The organism is Enterococcus sp. AZ035, assembly GCF_050548325.1.
In the GTDB taxonomy this organism is placed as follows: Bacteria; Bacillota; Bacilli; order Lactobacillales; family Enterococcaceae; genus Enterococcus; species Enterococcus faecalis.
This window is the reverse complement of record NZ_CP172958.1, coordinates 1434112-1449345: the sequence shown is the minus strand read 5'-3', so window position 1 is coordinate 1449345 and position 15234 is coordinate 1434112. Positions and strand designations below refer to the sequence as shown.

Here is a 15234-nt window from a genome sequence, read left to right as displayed (position 1 = left end):
GATGGGCAAAGAAATTATTTCATCAAAAGATTTACATTTATATTACGGGAAAAAAGAAGCATTGAAAGGTATTGATTTAACTTTTAATCAAGGAGAATTAACTGCCATGATTGGTCCTTCTGGTTGCGGGAAGTCAACGTATTTACGTTGCTTGAATCGTATGAATGATTTAATCCCAGACGTAACTATTACTGGAAGTGTCGTCTATAAAGGAAAAGATATTTATGGACCGAAAACAGATAACGTTGAATTACGTAAAGAAATTGGCATGGTTTTCCAACAACCTAATCCATTTCCGTTTTCAGTTTATGAAAATGTGATTTATGGCTTGCGCCTAAAAGGAGTCAAAGACAAGCAAGTCTTAGATGAAGCAGTTGAAACCAGTTTGAAAGCTGCTGCCGTTTGGGAGGATGTCAAAGATAAACTTCACAAAAGTGCACTTTCACTTTCTGGTGGACAACAACAGCGGGTTTGTATCGCTCGTGTTTTAGCTGTGGAACCGGATATTATTTTATTAGATGAACCAACTAGCGCCTTGGACCCAGTTTCTAGTGGTAAAATTGAAAACATGCTGTTAACATTAAAAGAGAAATATACCATGATTATGGTGACACATAATATGTCACAAGCATCACGGATCTCTGATAAAACGGCCTTCTTTTTACAAGGTGATTTAATTGAATTTAATGACACGAAAAAAGTATTTTTAAATCCAAAAGAAAAACAAACAGAAGATTACATTTCTGGTAAATTTGGTTAAAAGGGGGAAAAAGAATGTTACGGACACAATTTGAAGAAGAACTATTGAATCTGCACAATCAATTTTATGAAATGGGTATGATGGTTAGTAGTGCCGTCCATAAATCCGTGAAGGCATATATTAATCATGATAAAAAATTGGCTCAAGAAGTGATTGATCGCGATATTGAAATTAATGATATGGAAGTCAAACTTGAGAAAAAGAGTTTTGAAATGATTGCGTTACAACAACCAGTGACAACAGACTTACGTATGATTATTACTGTTATGAAAGCTAGTTCGGATTTAGAAAGAATGGCGGACCATGCCGTTTCAATTGCTAAATCAACGATTCGCTTAAAAGGAGAAACACGTATTCCTGAAATTGAAAAAGAAATTTCAGATATGTCTGATTATGTGAAAAAAATGGTGGATAATGTTTTAATCGCCTATGTTAAAACGGATCAAAAAGATGCACGAATGATTGCACAAATGGATGATCGTACTAATGAATATTTCGATAGTATTTACAAACATGCCGTAGAAGCAATGAAAGCTAATCCAGAAACGGTCATTAGCGGAACTGATTATCTACATGTGGCACAATACTTGGAAAGAATTGGCGACTATGTCACAAATATTTGTGAGTGGATTGTTTACTTGGCAACTGGTAAAATTACCGAATTGAATAGTAATCGTGACGAACAATTTTAAGAAAAACAAATAAAAAAAACTAGGAGACGGCCTTTTTTAGACCAATTCCTAGTTTTTTTAGCGTAAAATGAACTGATTTTATAAAACTAGTCCTTACTAATGAGAAGAAATCGTTCTTAAGTCCTATGACAAATGATCAAAAACAAGGCATAATAATGCATGTAAGGAAAACACTATTGAGTGAAAAATTTGCTAAGGAGGCAATATCCATGAAAGAAAGAGAACGCGTATTAGAATTAGTGAAAAAAGGTATTCTAACGTCAGAAGAAGCGTTAATTTTATTAGAAAATATGGCAACTGAAAAAGATGAAAAACAAATCGAAAAAGCTGCTGAAAAAGTCGATACACAAAATATTGGAACAACAAATAAAGAAGATCAAGTCGCAGATTTAATGGATGCATTAGAAAAAGGCGAATCAGAAGGACCTACTGTTGATCCGTTTGAAGAAAATACACAGGACAGTGCAGAAAAAGATCGTGAAAACTTAGAAAGAATTCTTGATGAGTTAGCAACAAAAGCCAATCGTGCTTCGGCTGAATTGGACGAAGTCAACGCAGAAATTGCCGGCATCAAAGAAGAAATTAAAGAAGTCGTAGAAGAAATTGGAACATTAGATACAAAAGAAGAGTTAGATGCATTAACAGAAGATGAACAAGTTCAACGAAAAGACTTGCACGTTTTACTTGCACAATTAGAAGAAAAATTAGCGACTCAAAGTACTGAAAAAACAGCACTGGAAGAAGAACTAAAAAACATTCGCAAAGAACAATGGAAAGGTCAATGGAATGATACAAAAGAAAAAGTTTCTTCTCAATTCTCTGAAGAGTGGAAAGATCAAGCCACAGACACCTTTAACCAAGTCGGCGGCAAAGTTGCCGAAGTTGGCGGCCAAGTGGGAGAATTCTTGAAAAAAACATTTAATTCTTTCAGTGATACCATGAATGATAATGTGGAATGGAAAGACATTAAAATGAAAGTTCCTGGTGTGGCAACAACTAAGTTTGAACATGAATTTAACTATCCAAATCCACAAGCAAGTTTAATTGATGTCAAGGTAGCAAATGGTACCGTGGTTTTCAAAACTTGGGATCAAGAAGATGTGAAAGTCGAAGCAAAAATCAAATTATATGGTAAAATGGCAGGAGATTCACCAATGGAAGCTTTCTTAGAACGAAGTGACATTGATGTGGATGATGAAACGATTTCTTTCCAAGTGCCAAACAAACGGGTGAAAGCAGATTTAACGTTCTATTTACCAAAACGCACTTACGATCATGTATCTGTTAAATTATTAAACGGAAATGTCTTAGTAGAAGAGTTAACAGCGAAAGATGTTTACACAAAATCAACGAATGGGACGATTACGTTTAAAAAAATTGATGCAACTATGTTAGAAATTGAAGGCGTGAATGGTGAAATTAAAGTCCTAGAAGGAACGATTTTAGATAACATTATTGAAACAGTCAATGGTGATGTGTCTATTTCCGCGGCACCAGAAAGTCTAAGTGTCTCTCTGATTAATGGAGATATCCGCATTACAGCTAAAGAAAAAACGCTTCGCCGTGTTGAAGCAAGCTCTGCAAATGGGAATATCAAGTTGGCCTTGCCAAATGACTTAGGCGTTGAAGGGCAAGTGAAAACGAATTTAGGTAGTATTAACAGCCGTTTAACAGATATTGAAGTTGTTCGTGAAAAGAAAGATCGCGGCAATCAACAATTACATTTTAGACGTGTACTGGAAGAATCAATGGCTCAAATTAATGCTTCTACAACAACGGGAAGTATTTTCCTAAAAGATACGGATAAATAATTAATAATTTTAAGCTAGATGGGCTGACGAATCAGCCTTTCTAGTGTAAAATTTAGTAGACGAGGTGAAAACATATGAAAAGAAAACTAACAAAATCTCCGAATAACGTGGTTTTAACAGGAAGCTTAGCTGGGATTGCTGATTGGCTAGGAATTGACCCAACAATTATTCGTGTCGTTTATGTCTTGCTCAGCTTTTTCTCAGCAGGATTTCCAGGCATTCTCTTATACATTGCCTTAGCAGTCTTGATCCCTTCTGGAAGAACAGGAAGCGATCGCGGCTACGGCCATCAAAATCCTTATAATAGAAATGTTCGCAATGAAAATCCTTATGCTGCCAATAAAAAGCAACGTAAAGAAGCGGAAAAAATTGATGATGACGAATGGAGTGACTTTTAATGACATATTTTCAGCGATTGGTTGTTAATACACTGACATTCATTTCTTTATCAGTTGTTTTTCCTGGCATGATTCATGTGAGAGGCATAATGCCTGCAATTATTGCCGCCTTTGTTCTCTCAATCCTAAATATGTTGGTGAAACCAGTCTTAACAATCTTGTCGCTCCCATTTACTTTATTAACGTTTGGTCTATTTAGCTTTGTTGTCAATGCAGCGATTTTACAAATGACCTCGTTTTTTGTGGGGGAAATGAACTTTGGCTTCTCAAGTTTTTGGGCAGCGGTGCTAATGGCTGTAATTATGTCAATTGTCAATACGATCGTTACGGATCACAATTTATCTAAATATGAATAAAAAAGCCTGAAGAGCGCAGCATAAAATGCGTTCTTCAGGCTTTTTCGATGGTTAAATTTTCTAGGTGACATTCTGGATGGCGGCTGATATAGCCATATAAAATGTTTAAAAAATCAACTTGTTGCTTCGAGTAATGCTCAATTGTTTTCGGTGGTTTTTTGGGCATGATTTTTTTTGCTAGTTCAAGCGGTGGATATTTTTGAAACGTTTGTTTAGTAACAACACGTGTTGCTACCACCAAGCCTTGGTAAATTAAATAGTATTTGATTTTTTTCTGACAAGGTAACCACATCAGTTGCCAATCTCGTTGGTTAGCTTGACTAATTCGTTGATTTTGGTTTGCAAAGCGCGTCAGAAAGAGCCAATCTTCTTTGAGTTTTGCCGCTTTTTCGAAGGCTTGTTTTTCAGCAGCCTCTTGCATTTGTTGAGCAATTCGTTTGATTGGTTCTCGTCCTTGATTATGGAAAAAGTCGAACAATTCTTGTTGAAATAGTTCGGTCGGAATGGCACTCTCTTTTTGAAAGGTTTGATGCCAATAGTTGGTTGGGACGAGATCGTAGATACTATCCAAAATTATTTTTAAACGGTTTAATTTTCGGCGAATCGAATAAGGACCAAAACAGTTCTCTTTAGTGGGAATATTTAAGAGTTTAATCTCTAATTGCCGCTCATTAACGGCTACCGATACATAAGAATATTGTTCATAAGCATTCATTTGGCGATTGTAGCGCGGCCGATACTGTTGAATCAGTTGACATTCTAGGAGGAGCGCATCCAATTCTGTGTCAGTATGGAGAACATCGAAGTCTATAATTTGTTTGACTAAACGCATCGTCTTTCGAGAATGTTGATTACTATTAATAAAATAGCTCGACACGCGATTTTTTAATTTTTTGGCTTTACCCACATAAATAATTGTGTCGGTTGCGTCTTTCATTAAATAAACACCCGGTGTTAACGGTAATTGATGGGCTTTTTCCTTTAAATATTCTTTCATAAGTTTCCTCTTTTCTTAAAAGGATCGGCTTCAAGTATACAAAGTTTTCTGAAATAGTCAAGTAACAGAAATAGCATAGATAATTTCACTGAAAAATAGTTTCATTTTTTTGAAATATGATAATTCTAGGAATTATCTAGTGAATAGCTAGAAACTTGTATTTTTAAATGATAAAATATAACAAGTAGCAGAAAGGACTGACATTCGATATGACAGAAGTGGTAAAGATTTATCAACTGGTAGAAAATCTTTCTTTAGAAGTAGTATACGGAGATGAAGAAAGCTTAAATAGAACAATTAAAACTGGTGAAATTTCCCGGCCAGGTTTAGAATTAACTGGGTATTTTAATTATTATTCCCATGACCGTTTACAATTATTTGGGAGCAAAGAAATTACCTTTGCAGAACGAATGATGCCTGAAGAGCGTTTATTAGTGATGCGCCGTTTATGTGCGAAAGATACTCCAGCCTTTATAGTATCCAGAGGACTAGAAATCCCCGAAGAATTAATTACAGCAGCAAAAGAAAATGGGGTTTCTGTATTACGTTCACCGATTTCAACTTCCCGTTTACTAGGGGAACTATCCAGTTATTTAGATGGCCGTTTAGCTGTTCGGACAAGTGTCCATGGGGTTTTAGTTGATGTTTATGGACTTGGTGTTTTGATTCAAGGAGATAGCGGTATTGGTAAAAGTGAAACAGCTTTAGAGCTTATTAAACGTGGACATCGGCTAATCGCAGACGATCGCGTCGATGTTTATCAGCAAGATGAATTAACCGTGGTTGGAGAACCACCAAAAATTTTGCAGCATTTAATTGAAATTCGTGGTATCGGAATTATTGACGTCATGAACCTGTTTGGAGCTAGTGCGGTCCGTGGCTTTATGCAAGTTCAATTGGTCGTTTATTTAGAGGCATGGGAAAAAGACAAGAAATATGATCGTCTTGGTAGTGATGATGCAATGGTTGAAATAGCTAACGTTGATGTCCCTCAGATTCGTATTCCTGTTAAGACCGGCCGAAATGTGGCCATTATCATTGAAGTAGCAGCAATGAACTTCCGCGCGAAAACAATGGGCTATGATGCAACAAAAACGTTCGAAGAGCGCTTAACCCGTTTGATTGAAGAAAATTCAGGAGAATAGAAGGAGAAGATGTGATGATGTTAGCCCAAGTAAATTCAATTGCATTTCGCCTTTTCGGTATTCCCGTCTATTGGTATGCAATTATTATTGTTTCAGGGATTGCTTTAGCTGTTTGGCTAAGTAGTCGTGAAGCCGTTCGTGTTGGTTTAAAAGAAGATGATGTCTTTGACTTTATGCTCTGGGGATTACCTGCAGCAATTGTTGGCGCGCGCTTGTATTACGTCGCTTTTCAATGGCAAGATTATGTAGACAATCCGATTGAAATTTTCTTTACTCGAAATGGTGGCTTAGCGATTTATGGTGGTCTTATTGGTGGGGGACTGGCGCTGTTTTTCTTTACGCGTCATCGTTTCATTTCTACATGGACTTTTTTAGATATTGCCGCACCAAGTGTGATTTTAGCGCAAGCAATTGGTCGCTGGGGCAACTTTATGAATCATGAAGCCTATGGGCCAGCGACCACCAGACAATTTTTAGAAAATCTCCATTTACCAACGTTTATCATTGATAACATGAATATCAACGGAACATATCATCAACCAACATTTTTATATGAATCTGTCTGGAATGTTTTAGGCTTTATCGTTTTAGTGTTATTACGCAAAAAGCCACACTTTTTAAAAGAAGGCGAAGTCTTTTTAGGTTATATAATATGGTATTCTTTCGGCCGTTTCTTCATCGAAGGCTTACGGATGGACAGTTTGTATGCGTTTAGTAACATTCGTGTCTCACAATTGTTGTCTTTAGTGATGTTCGTGGCAGCAATTGTTATTGTGATCGTTCGCAGAAGAAATCCCAATTTGAAATTTTACAATCGGGAGAAACAAAAGAAAAAAATAACAACTTCTTAATCCAACTTGATTGAAGAATATGGTAAACTAAAGAAGTAACGTTGTTTAGCGAAAGGAGAGTTTCACCGATGAAACAAAAAGTCGCTGTTTTAGGTCCAGGTTCCTGGGGGACAGCTTTAGCTCAAGTATTAGCCGAAAATGGACACGAGGTCTGTATTTGGGGAAATAAACCAGAGCAAATCGATGAAATAAATACAAAACACACCAACAAACATTATTTACCAGAATTAATCTTACCTACTTCAATTCAGGCAACCACTGATTTAGCCACTGCTTTAGTAGATGTTGATGCGGTACTGTTTGTGGTACCAACTAAAGCCATTCGTTCAGTAGCACAAGAAGTGGCCCAACATTTAAAAACAAAACCAATTATTATTCATGCAAGTAAAGGGCTCGAACAAGGTACACATAAGCGGATTTCAGAAGTGATAGCGGAAGAGATTCCAGCAGAAAAACGGCAAGGGATTGTGGTTTTATCTGGTCCAAGCCATGCAGAAGAAGTCGCTGTTCATGACATTACAACCATTACAGCAGCAAGCGAAAATTTAGCAGACGCTGTGTATGTGCAAGAGTTGTTTATGAATGATTACTTTAGAATTTATACGAATGATGATGTGATTGGTGTAGAAACAGGGGCGGCCTTAAAAAATATTATTGCTTTGGGCGCCGGAGCGATTCATGGCTTAGGCTTTGGTGATAATGCCAAAGCGGCAATTATGACTCGTGGTTTAGCAGAAATTAGTCGTTTAGGGGTTGCGATGGGAGCAAACCCATTAACATTTATTGGTTTAAGTGGTGTTGGGGATTTAATTGTTACTTGTACAAGTGTCCATTCTCGAAATTGGCGTGCGGGTAATTTATTAGGAAAAGGCCATAAGTTAGATGAAGTCTTAGAAAACATGGGCATGATTGTGGAAGGTGTTTCAACAACTAAAGCAGCCTATGAATTGGCACAACAACTAGAAGTCGAAATGCCAATCACAGAAACAATCTACAATGTCTTGTACAATGACGAAGATGTACAACAAGCAGCAAAAGAAATCATGTTGCGCGATGGCAAAACCGAAAACGAATTTACACTTGATTTTTAGGAGGAAAAAAGATGAAAGTTAAAAAGGCAGTTATTCCAGCAGCTGGGTTAGGAACACGTTTCTTGCCGGCTACCAAAGCGATGGCAAAAGAAATGTTACCGATTGTTGATAAACCAACGATTCAATTTATTGTAGAAGAAGCACTAGCTTCAGGAATCGAAGATATTTTAATTGTGACAGGCAAAGCCAAACGTCCGATTGAAGATCATTTTGATTCAAATGTTGAATTAGAAAATAACTTAAAAGAAAAAAATAAAACCGATTTATTGAAATTAGTCGAAGAAACAACGGATGTTAATTTACATTTTATTCGTCAATCCCATCCGAAAGGCTTAGGACACGCTGTTTTACAAGCGAAAGCATTTGTTGGCAATGAACCTTTTGTCGTGATGTTAGGCGACGATTTAATGGAAGATAAAGTGCCATTAACGAAACAATTAATGGATGATTACGAACAAACACATGCTTCGACAATTGCGGTAATGAAAGTACCCCATGAAGATACTTCAAAATATGGTATTATCAACCCAGAAAAAGAAATCGAAAAAGGACTATACAATGTCGAGAATTTTGTTGAAAAACCAAAACCCGAGGAAGCACCAAGTGATTTAGCGATTATCGGCCGTTATTTATTAACCCCTGAAATTTTTGATGTACTTGAAAATCAAAAACCAGGCGCTGGTAACGAAATTCAGTTAACAGATGCGATTGACACTTTAAATAAAACACAACGCGTTTTTGCTCGTGAGTTTAAAGGAGAACGTTACGACGTTGGCGATAAATTTGGGTTTATGAAAACAAGCATTGAATATGGTTTGACTCATCCAGAAGTAAAAGATAATTTACGAGAATACATTATTAATTTAGGTGCTCAATTAGCGAAAAAAGAGCAACCAAAAGAAAAATAAATAAAAATAAGCGTAAAATTTCAATTCGTTAGAAGGAAATTTTACGCTTTTTTTCTTAAAGAAAAGGGCATGAGAATTTTATAAAATAAATTGTCATTCTTAGCTTTATGAGTTGTGAAAAATATAAGTTGGTGTTATCCTAAGATTATAAATAAAATTTCAGAGGGGAGTAATGATATGTCAGGTGGGGAAATTGCTGCCTTAATTGCAGCGGTAGCATTTGTTGTTTTAGTCATCTTTTTAGTACTTGTGTTATATAAAGTCTCTCAAGTTGTTTCAAAAATTGAAGATACAATTGATGAAACAAATACAACAATCAAAGTCGTGACTAGCGATGTGAATGTATTGAGTCGCCAAGTGGAAGGCTTGCTTGTTAAAAGTAATGAACTATTGACAGATGTGAATCAAAAAGTGGCAACGATTGATCCGTTGTTTACGGCCGTTGCTGATTTAAGCGAAAGTGTCTCTGAATTGAACACCTCAAGTAAACATTTGATTACAAAGGTAGGAACCGTAGGGAAAGGCACAGCGAAAGCTGGTTTAGTGAGTAAAGTAGGCGGTTCTGCTTTTAGAGCAATGCGTTCAAAAAATAAAAAAACAAATAACTAATTGGAGGAGATTTTTATGGCTAAAAAAGGCGGATTTTTCTTAGGAGCAGTAATTGGTGGAACAGCAGCAGCCGTTGCCGCATTATTACTTGCACCAAAATCAGGTAAAGAATTACGTGATGATTTATCAAATCAAACAGATGATTTAAAAAACAAAGCGCAAGATTACACAGATTATGCTGTTCAAAAAGGAACAGAATTAACAGAAATCGCAAAACAAAAAGCCGGCGTTTTATCAGATCAAGCCTCTGATTTGGCAGGTTCTGTCAAAGAAAAAACAAAAGATTCATTGGATAAAGCACAAGGTGTTTCTGGCGACATGCTTGATAACTTTAAAAAACAAACAGGTGATTTATCTGATCAATTTAAAAAAGCAGCTGACGATGCTCAAGATCACGCAGAAGATTTAGGTGAAATTGCCGAAGATGCAGCAGAAGATATCTATATTGACGTTAAAGATTCTGCGGCAGCGGCCAAAGAAACTGTTTCTGCTGGTGTCGATGAAGCAAAAGAAACCACCAAAGATGTTCCTGAAAAAGCTGCAGAAGCAAAAGAAGATGTTAAAGATGCAGCGAAAGACGTAAAAAAAGAATTTAAAGGGTAACAAGCGTTTAGCTTATGAAAGTTAGCAACGGATCGTGTTGCTTTTGTTCAGCGGCTTACCTTAAAATTTAGAAATGAGGCCATCAGTCCGGTTGACTGATGGCCTCATTTTATTTTTATGCTATTGAATAATTTGCAATTCTTTGGTTGTCTTAGTGAATGGTTCGGAGCCTGTTTTCGTTACGTGTAAACAATCTTCAATACGAACGCCTACTTTTCCAGGAATGTAAATACCGGGCTCAATAGAGAAACACATACCTTCTTCAATGACTAAATCATTGCCATGAACTAGCGATGGGTATTCATGGACAGTGGTTCCAATGCCATGGCCTAAGCGATGGTTAAAGTATTCACCATAACCAGCTTTTGTAATTACACCTCGGGCAATATCATCTAATTCGCCTGCTGTAACACCAGGTTTCACCGCTTCAGTTGCTGCTAATTGTGCTTCTAAGACAATTCCATAAATTTCTTTTTGGAAATCAGAAGGTTCCAAGTAGCTGACTGTTCGTGTGGCATCACTACAATAGCCATTATGAACGACACCTAAATCAAATAACACTAAGTCATGGGGCTCAATTTTTGTTTCGCCAGGTACCCCGTGAGGACTAGCTCCGTTTTTTCCTGTTAAGACTAACGTATCAAAACTCATTGAGCGAATACCTTGACGTTTTAATTGATACTCGATTTCTGCAACAATTTCTTGTTCCGCAACGCCTGCTTGAATTGCTTTGAAGCCAATCTCAAAAGCGACATCAGCCCAACTACCAGCTTCTAGTAAACGTTGAATTTCAGGTTCTGTTTTAATTAATTGAAGTTTTTCAATTAAAGGCGTAACATCATGCGAAAAATCGCTAGCTGGGAAATAGGTTTTCAATTGATCGAAACGAGCTAAAGAAAGAGCTTGTTTTTCTAAAGCAAAGCGTGGTGTGCCTTGTGTTCGTTTATTTAATAAAGCCGCAATTTTTTCCCAAGGATTTTCGCTATCTAAATAACCATAAACGGGATAAGTCCAACTACTCTTTTCGGCATCTTCGACTTCCAATGCAGGTGTAAATAAAAATGATTGGTCGTCCGCAGCGATAAACAAAGCTAACACGCGTTCATGAGGTTCGCTTTCGTAACCGGAAAAGTAAGCGATATGACCAGGATCACTAATATAAGTGAAGTCAATCTTTTCTTGGTGCATCCAATTTTTTAAATCGGCAATTTTTTCTTGATTCATAAAACATCCTTCTTTCTTTTATTCTGAAGTGAATCACAGTACTATCATAACATGAAATGACAAAAAGTTCCTTTTGAAATGGAAAGTAAATTTTCATGAAAAAACGATAAAACGGTTGCAAAAATAGAAGAATTTTGATATTCTAGGCTAGGAAAGAAATGTAAACAGTGTTTTCAGAAAATGAGAACAAATTCATATTTATAGGAGAAGAAACATGGAAAAACAAACAATTACAATTTATGATGTTGCTAGAGAGGCAAATGTATCTATGGCTACTGTTTCTCGTGTTGTCAATGGTAATCCCAATGTAAAACCAGCAACGCGTAAAAAAGTCTTAGAAGTGATTGATCGCTTAGATTACCGTCCTAACGCAGTCGCACGTGGTTTAGCAAGTAAAAAAACGACAACAGTGGGTGTCATTATTCCAGATGTTAGTAATGCATTTTTTGCTTCATTAGCACGTGGCATTGACGACGTAGCTACAATGTATAAATACAATATCATTTTAGCTAATTCAGATGGAGACGATCAAAAAGAAGTTACTGTATTAAACAATTTACTTGCCAAGCAAGTAGATGGGATTATCTTTATGGGTCATCGCATTACAGATGATATTCGTGGTGAATTTTCACGTTCAAAAACACCTGTTGTCTTAGCAGGTTCAATTGATCCAGACGAACAAGTTGGTAGCGTTAATATTGATTACACAGAAGCAACGAAAGATGCAACAGCGACTTTAGCGAAAAATGGAAACAAAAAAATTGCTTTTGTTAGTGGTGCATTAATCGATCCAATTAATGGTCAAAACCGAATGAAAGGCTACAAAGAAGCTTTAGCCGAAAATGGCTTATCTTATAATGAAGGCTTAGTTTTTGAATCTGAATATAAATTTAAAGCAGGCATTAATTTGGCTGAGCGTGTCCGTAATAGTGGGGCAACTGCTGCCTTTGTTACAGATGATGAGCTAGCAATTGGCTTATTAGATGGGATGCTAGATGCTGGTGTGAAAGTTCCAGAAGAATTTGAAATCATTACAAGCAATAACTCATTGCTTACAGAAGTCTCTCGTCCACGTCTATCAAGTATTACACAACCTTTATATGATATCGGTGCCGTGTCAATGCGTTTATTAACAAAACTAATGAACAAAGAAGAAATTGAAGAAAAAACAGTTGTTTTACCTTATGGAATTGATCAAAAAGGTTCAACAAAATAAATTGAATTAAACGGCTAAACTAAGAGCGTTAACTCTTAGTTTAGCCGTTTTTTGATACCTAAAAATGAGCCAGAAAAATACGTTTTCTGGCTCATTTTAGCGAGTTAATTATTATTCTTTTTATTATCGTTGTTTTTATTGTTATTGTTGTTATTATTTGTAGTGGCACGTGGAGCAAGATTTCCCCAGTAAGAAGCGTAATTGCTGTCTGTTCCACCGATCCCAAATTTATAGGTACTTTGTGGTGCACCATCTTTGGCATAGTATGAAGTCGTTGTTTTGCCAGGTGTGTTGAACTTGGCACCATTATAGGTAATTGAGCCAGGTTTTTCACCAGTAAATTCAGAAACTTTTGATTTAATGACACTTGGGTCTAATTCAAATTTTTGACCAATACCAAACAATTCTGGATTCGCATAGTACAGCGCGTTAGCTAAGTTAGCCATATAATTCCCATTATTGTCGCCGCTGGTCGTCGTCATTGGCGCTGGTAGATCATGTCCTGACCAAGAACTTAGTGTCACAGTCGGGGTAGAGACAATCAGCCATGAATCTTTATAGTCATTAGTTGTCCCAGTTTTTCCGACCCAATCAGCACTGGCTAAATGAGGATTCAAGCCAGCTAATGTTGGTTTGAATTTTGTCGTATTCGCAGAATCCACCACTGAGCGCAACAAGTCATTCATAATAGAAGCGGTCGCCGGTGAATAAACTTGCGTTGCTTCATCTTTGTGTTCGTAGACCACATGTCCGCTATTGTCTGTGATTTTTTCAATCATGTAGGCTTTTTGATATTTACCTTTGTTAGCAAGCGCTTGGAAGCCGTTTGTTTGTGTTACAACATTTGTTTCTACTGAACCCAATGGCGCAGATTCGTAAGCCCAAGCATCTGAAGCTGGATAGTTCATTTTACTTAAGTAGTGATTGTAAGAGAAATTATCATCACCCATTTTTTTCCTTAGCTCATTATTAACATGAACGACAGGGATATTGAAAGACCAATTCAAGGCATTCCGAACAGTCACGAATTGATTTAAATCCACATTTGTGGAATTAACAAATTCTGTACCATCAGCATAAGTCGTTGGGTAGTTGGCCAGACGACTTTCAGAACCAATGAGTCCTTGATCAATCGCAGGACCATAGACAGAAATTGGTTTAATCGTAGAACCAACTTGACGATCGGCATTAAAGGCATGGTTGTTTTGATTTATATCGAAGTTTCTGCCGCCGATAAAACCGAGGATACGACCAGTAGCGTTATCCATTAAAATATTGCCAGTTTCAATCATTGTATTCCCATTGACATCTGCAGTGCCATCATCAAGCAAATAACCATAATTTGCGACAGCGGTTTGCATGGTGTTATAAATGTTCTGATCAATGGTTGATTGGATTGTATAGCCTTGCGACTGGATTTCGCGACGTGCTTGTTCTTCATATTGATCTAAACCAACTTGATCTAAATCATCACGATTAACTTTAGCTTTTTTCATATCTAAATCCATGACAATCTCAACTGCTTTATCTAACACCGTGTAGTATAGATAGCCTTCTGTATTGACATTGGCCTGTTCAGTTGGTAAAAAGTCTTTTTTCAAGTCGTAAGCTTTGGCTTCTTCATATTCCTTTTGTGAAATAGCTTTTTCTCGGTACATACTGAAAAGAACAAAATCTTTTCTCTTCATTCCTAAAGACAAATCGTCTTTCAAGGCACCAGTGTTAGTATAGGGCGTGTAAACAATGGGACTTTGGGGAAGTCCTGCGATAAAGGCCGCTTGAGGAAGATTCAAGTCCTTGGCACTTTTACCAAAGAGTCCTTTGGCTGCTTCTTCCACGCCTGCAATATTTTCACCTTTGTTATTACGACCAAAAGGGGAGACATTTAGATACGTTGTCACGATTTCGTCCTTAGAAAAGTATTTTTCAATACGTAAAGCTAATAAAATTTCGTTGGCTTTCCGTTTAAAAGTCGTTTCGTCAGTTAAAATCTGTTGCTTGACCAATTGCTGAGTCAATGTTGAACCACCAGAAGAACCGCCGATACCTGTCGCATCAGAAATCAACGCTCGAACTAGCGCTTTTGGTACCACCCCATGATGTTCTTCAAAATATTCATCTTCTGTTGAAATAATGGCTTTTTTTAGCAATGGAGACATTTGATCGCCATTAATTCGTGTCCGAATTAAATCTGATTTGATGTTAGCAATCGGAGTACCATCTGCGTAAGTCATTTTTGACACTTCGGTAATATCACTGATTTCTTTTTGCAATTCTTCCTTCGTTGGGGGCTGTGTATCTTCAACTAGAAAAGCAAAATAGCCCATTCCGATACCTAAGCCAAGAGAGCCACCTAAGACAATCAGAATAACCCCAAAAACCACTAATGACTGAAAAACGCGAATAATGACATTTAAAATAAGTAAAAAGACATTGCCGCCAGAAGAGGTCGTTGGTTTTTGCTTATTGTTACTTGAATTATTTTTCAAAAGCTTCACCTCAATAAAATGATACATTCTGTGTTATTATAGCAAAAAAAAGCTTCTATGAATAGTTTCTACACCAATTGCCAT

The 15234-nt window shown here is 36.9% G+C and carries 15 protein-coding genes; 12 read left to right on the top strand and 3 right to left on the bottom strand.

Annotated elements, in window-relative coordinates:
* The first annotated feature begins 1 nt into the window (after nucleotide 1).
* The 5 genes from pstB (at nucleotide 2) to IGL32_RS06980 (ending at nucleotide 4017) form a co-directional block, all read left to right on the top strand.
* Entirely contained in the window at nucleotides 2-760 is a 759-nt protein-coding gene (gene pstB, locus IGL32_RS07000) for a phosphate ABC transporter ATP-binding protein PstB (protein ID WP_002357303.1), read from the top strand.
* Between the two features lie 14 nt (nucleotides 761-774).
* The gene (phoU, locus tag IGL32_RS06995; RefSeq protein ID WP_002357304.1) at nucleotides 775-1452 is read left to right on the top strand and encodes a phosphate signaling complex protein PhoU; all 678 of its coding nucleotides are present in this window, start codon (nucleotides 775-777) and stop codon (nucleotides 1450-1452) included.
* Between the two features lie 209 nt (nucleotides 1453-1661).
* Complete coding sequence (gene liaX, locus IGL32_RS06990; RefSeq protein WP_002364070.1) at nucleotides 1662-3263, top strand: daptomycin-sensing surface protein LiaX; 1602 nt, start codon at nucleotides 1662-1664, stop codon at nucleotides 3261-3263.
* A 74-nt stretch (nucleotides 3264-3337) separates the two neighbouring features.
* Nucleotides 3338-3661: a PspC domain-containing protein gene (locus IGL32_RS06985; protein WP_002357306.1), complete on the top strand. Its 324-nt coding sequence runs from the start codon at nucleotides 3338-3340 to the stop codon at nucleotides 3659-3661.
* Nucleotides 3661-4017 (top strand): phage holin family protein, encoded by a 357-nt coding sequence (locus tag IGL32_RS06980; protein WP_002357307.1) that lies wholly within the window; start codon nucleotides 3661-3663, stop codon nucleotides 4015-4017. The genes IGL32_RS06985 and IGL32_RS06980 overlap by 1 nt, the downstream gene beginning before the upstream one ends.
* A gap of 34 nt (nucleotides 4018-4051) precedes the next feature.
* On the opposite strand, the gene IGL32_RS06975 is transcribed toward IGL32_RS06980, so the two are convergent.
* Nucleotides 4052-5014: a GIY-YIG nuclease family protein gene (locus IGL32_RS06975; RefSeq protein ID WP_016633920.1), complete on the bottom strand. Its 963-nt coding sequence runs from the start codon at nucleotides 5012-5014 to the stop codon at nucleotides 4052-4054.
* Between the two features lie 209 nt (nucleotides 5015-5223).
* On the opposite strand from IGL32_RS06975, the gene hprK reads away from it, so the two are divergent.
* The 6 genes from hprK to IGL32_RS06945 all read left to right on the top strand — a co-directional run bounded on the left by hprK (nucleotide 5224) and on the right by IGL32_RS06945 (nucleotide 10221).
* The gene (gene hprK, locus IGL32_RS06970) at nucleotides 5224-6159 is read left to right on the top strand and encodes an HPr(Ser) kinase/phosphatase (protein ID WP_002357309.1); all 936 of its coding nucleotides are present in this window, start codon (nucleotides 5224-5226) and stop codon (nucleotides 6157-6159) included.
* Nucleotides 6160-6176: 17 nt separating this feature from the next.
* Nucleotides 6177-7010, top strand: a complete 834-nt coding sequence (gene lgt, locus IGL32_RS06965; protein WP_002381830.1) for a prolipoprotein diacylglyceryl transferase — start codon at nucleotides 6177-6179, stop codon at nucleotides 7008-7010.
* 68 nt (nucleotides 7011-7078) lie between these two features.
* A complete protein-coding gene (locus IGL32_RS06960) occupies nucleotides 7079-8101 on the top strand; it encodes an NAD(P)H-dependent glycerol-3-phosphate dehydrogenase (RefSeq protein ID WP_002357312.1) in 1023 nt (340 codons plus the stop codon).
* An 11-nt stretch (nucleotides 8102-8112) separates the two neighbouring features.
* Complete coding sequence (galU, locus tag IGL32_RS06955) at nucleotides 8113-9009, top strand: UTP--glucose-1-phosphate uridylyltransferase GalU (protein ID WP_002357314.1); 897 nt, start codon at nucleotides 8113-8115, stop codon at nucleotides 9007-9009.
* Between the two features lie 177 nt (nucleotides 9010-9186).
* On the top strand, nucleotides 9187-9618 hold the full coding sequence (locus IGL32_RS06950) for a DUF948 domain-containing protein (RefSeq protein WP_002357316.1): 432 nt from the start codon (nucleotides 9187-9189) through the stop codon (nucleotides 9616-9618).
* Between the two features lie 15 nt (nucleotides 9619-9633).
* Complete coding sequence (locus IGL32_RS06945; protein WP_002381831.1) at nucleotides 9634-10221, top strand: YtxH domain-containing protein; 588 nt, start codon at nucleotides 9634-9636, stop codon at nucleotides 10219-10221.
* Between the two features lie 120 nt (nucleotides 10222-10341).
* On the opposite strand, the gene IGL32_RS06940 is transcribed toward IGL32_RS06945, so the two are convergent.
* Entirely contained in the window at nucleotides 10342-11445 is a 1104-nt protein-coding gene (locus tag IGL32_RS06940; RefSeq protein WP_002361926.1) for an aminopeptidase P family protein, read from the bottom strand.
* Between the two features lie 214 nt (nucleotides 11446-11659).
* On the opposite strand from IGL32_RS06940, the gene ccpA reads away from it, so the two are divergent.
* Complete coding sequence (gene ccpA, locus IGL32_RS06935) at nucleotides 11660-12661, top strand: catabolite control protein A (protein WP_002357319.1); 1002 nt, start codon at nucleotides 11660-11662, stop codon at nucleotides 12659-12661.
* 104 nt (nucleotides 12662-12765) lie between these two features.
* Here the strand turns inward: ccpA and IGL32_RS06930 are convergent, their stop codons facing one another.
* Nucleotides 12766-15177 carry a transglycosylase domain-containing protein gene (locus IGL32_RS06930; RefSeq protein ID WP_430600028.1) on the bottom strand — a complete coding sequence of 804 codons (2412 nt, stop codon included), beginning with the start codon at nucleotides 15175-15177 and terminating at the stop codon, nucleotides 12766-12768.
* Nucleotides 15178-15234: the final 57 nt, after the last annotated feature.

Excerpts from the sequence above, each read along its gene's own strand:
- pstB (WP_002357303.1), top strand. The coding sequence starts at position 2 with ATGGGCAAAGAAATTATTTCATCAAAAGATTTACATTTATATTACGGG.
- phoU (WP_002357304.1), top strand. The coding sequence starts at position 775 with ATGTTACGGACACAATTTGAAGAAGAACTATTGAATCTGCACAATCAA.
- liaX (WP_002364070.1), top strand. The coding sequence starts at position 1,662 with ATGAAAGAAAGAGAACGCGTATTAGAATTAGTGAAAAAAGGTATTCTA.
- IGL32_RS06985 (WP_002357306.1), top strand. The coding sequence starts at position 3,338 with ATGAAAAGAAAACTAACAAAATCTCCGAATAACGTGGTTTTAACAGGA.
- IGL32_RS06980 (WP_002357307.1), top strand. The coding sequence starts at position 3,661 with ATGACATATTTTCAGCGATTGGTTGTTAATACACTGACATTCATTTCT.
- IGL32_RS06975 (WP_016633920.1), bottom strand. The coding sequence starts at position 5,014 with ATGAAAGAATATTTAAAGGAAAAAGCCCATCAATTACCGTTAACACCG.
- hprK (WP_002357309.1), top strand. The coding sequence starts at position 5,224 with ATGACAGAAGTGGTAAAGATTTATCAACTGGTAGAAAATCTTTCTTTA.
- lgt (WP_002381830.1), top strand. The coding sequence starts at position 6,177 with ATGTTAGCCCAAGTAAATTCAATTGCATTTCGCCTTTTCGGTATTCCC.
- IGL32_RS06960 (WP_002357312.1), top strand. The coding sequence starts at position 7,079 with ATGAAACAAAAAGTCGCTGTTTTAGGTCCAGGTTCCTGGGGGACAGCT.
- galU (WP_002357314.1), top strand. The coding sequence starts at position 8,113 with ATGAAAGTTAAAAAGGCAGTTATTCCAGCAGCTGGGTTAGGAACACGT.
- IGL32_RS06950 (WP_002357316.1), top strand. The coding sequence starts at position 9,187 with ATGTCAGGTGGGGAAATTGCTGCCTTAATTGCAGCGGTAGCATTTGTT.
- IGL32_RS06945 (WP_002381831.1), top strand. The coding sequence starts at position 9,634 with ATGGCTAAAAAAGGCGGATTTTTCTTAGGAGCAGTAATTGGTGGAACA.
- IGL32_RS06940 (WP_002361926.1), bottom strand. The coding sequence starts at position 11,445 with ATGAATCAAGAAAAAATTGCCGATTTAAAAAATTGGATGCACCAAGAA.
- ccpA (WP_002357319.1), top strand. The coding sequence starts at position 11,660 with ATGGAAAAACAAACAATTACAATTTATGATGTTGCTAGAGAGGCAAAT.
- IGL32_RS06930 (WP_430600028.1), bottom strand. The coding sequence starts at position 15,177 with ATGTATCATTTTATTGAGGTGAAGCTTTTGAAAAATAATTCAAGTAAC.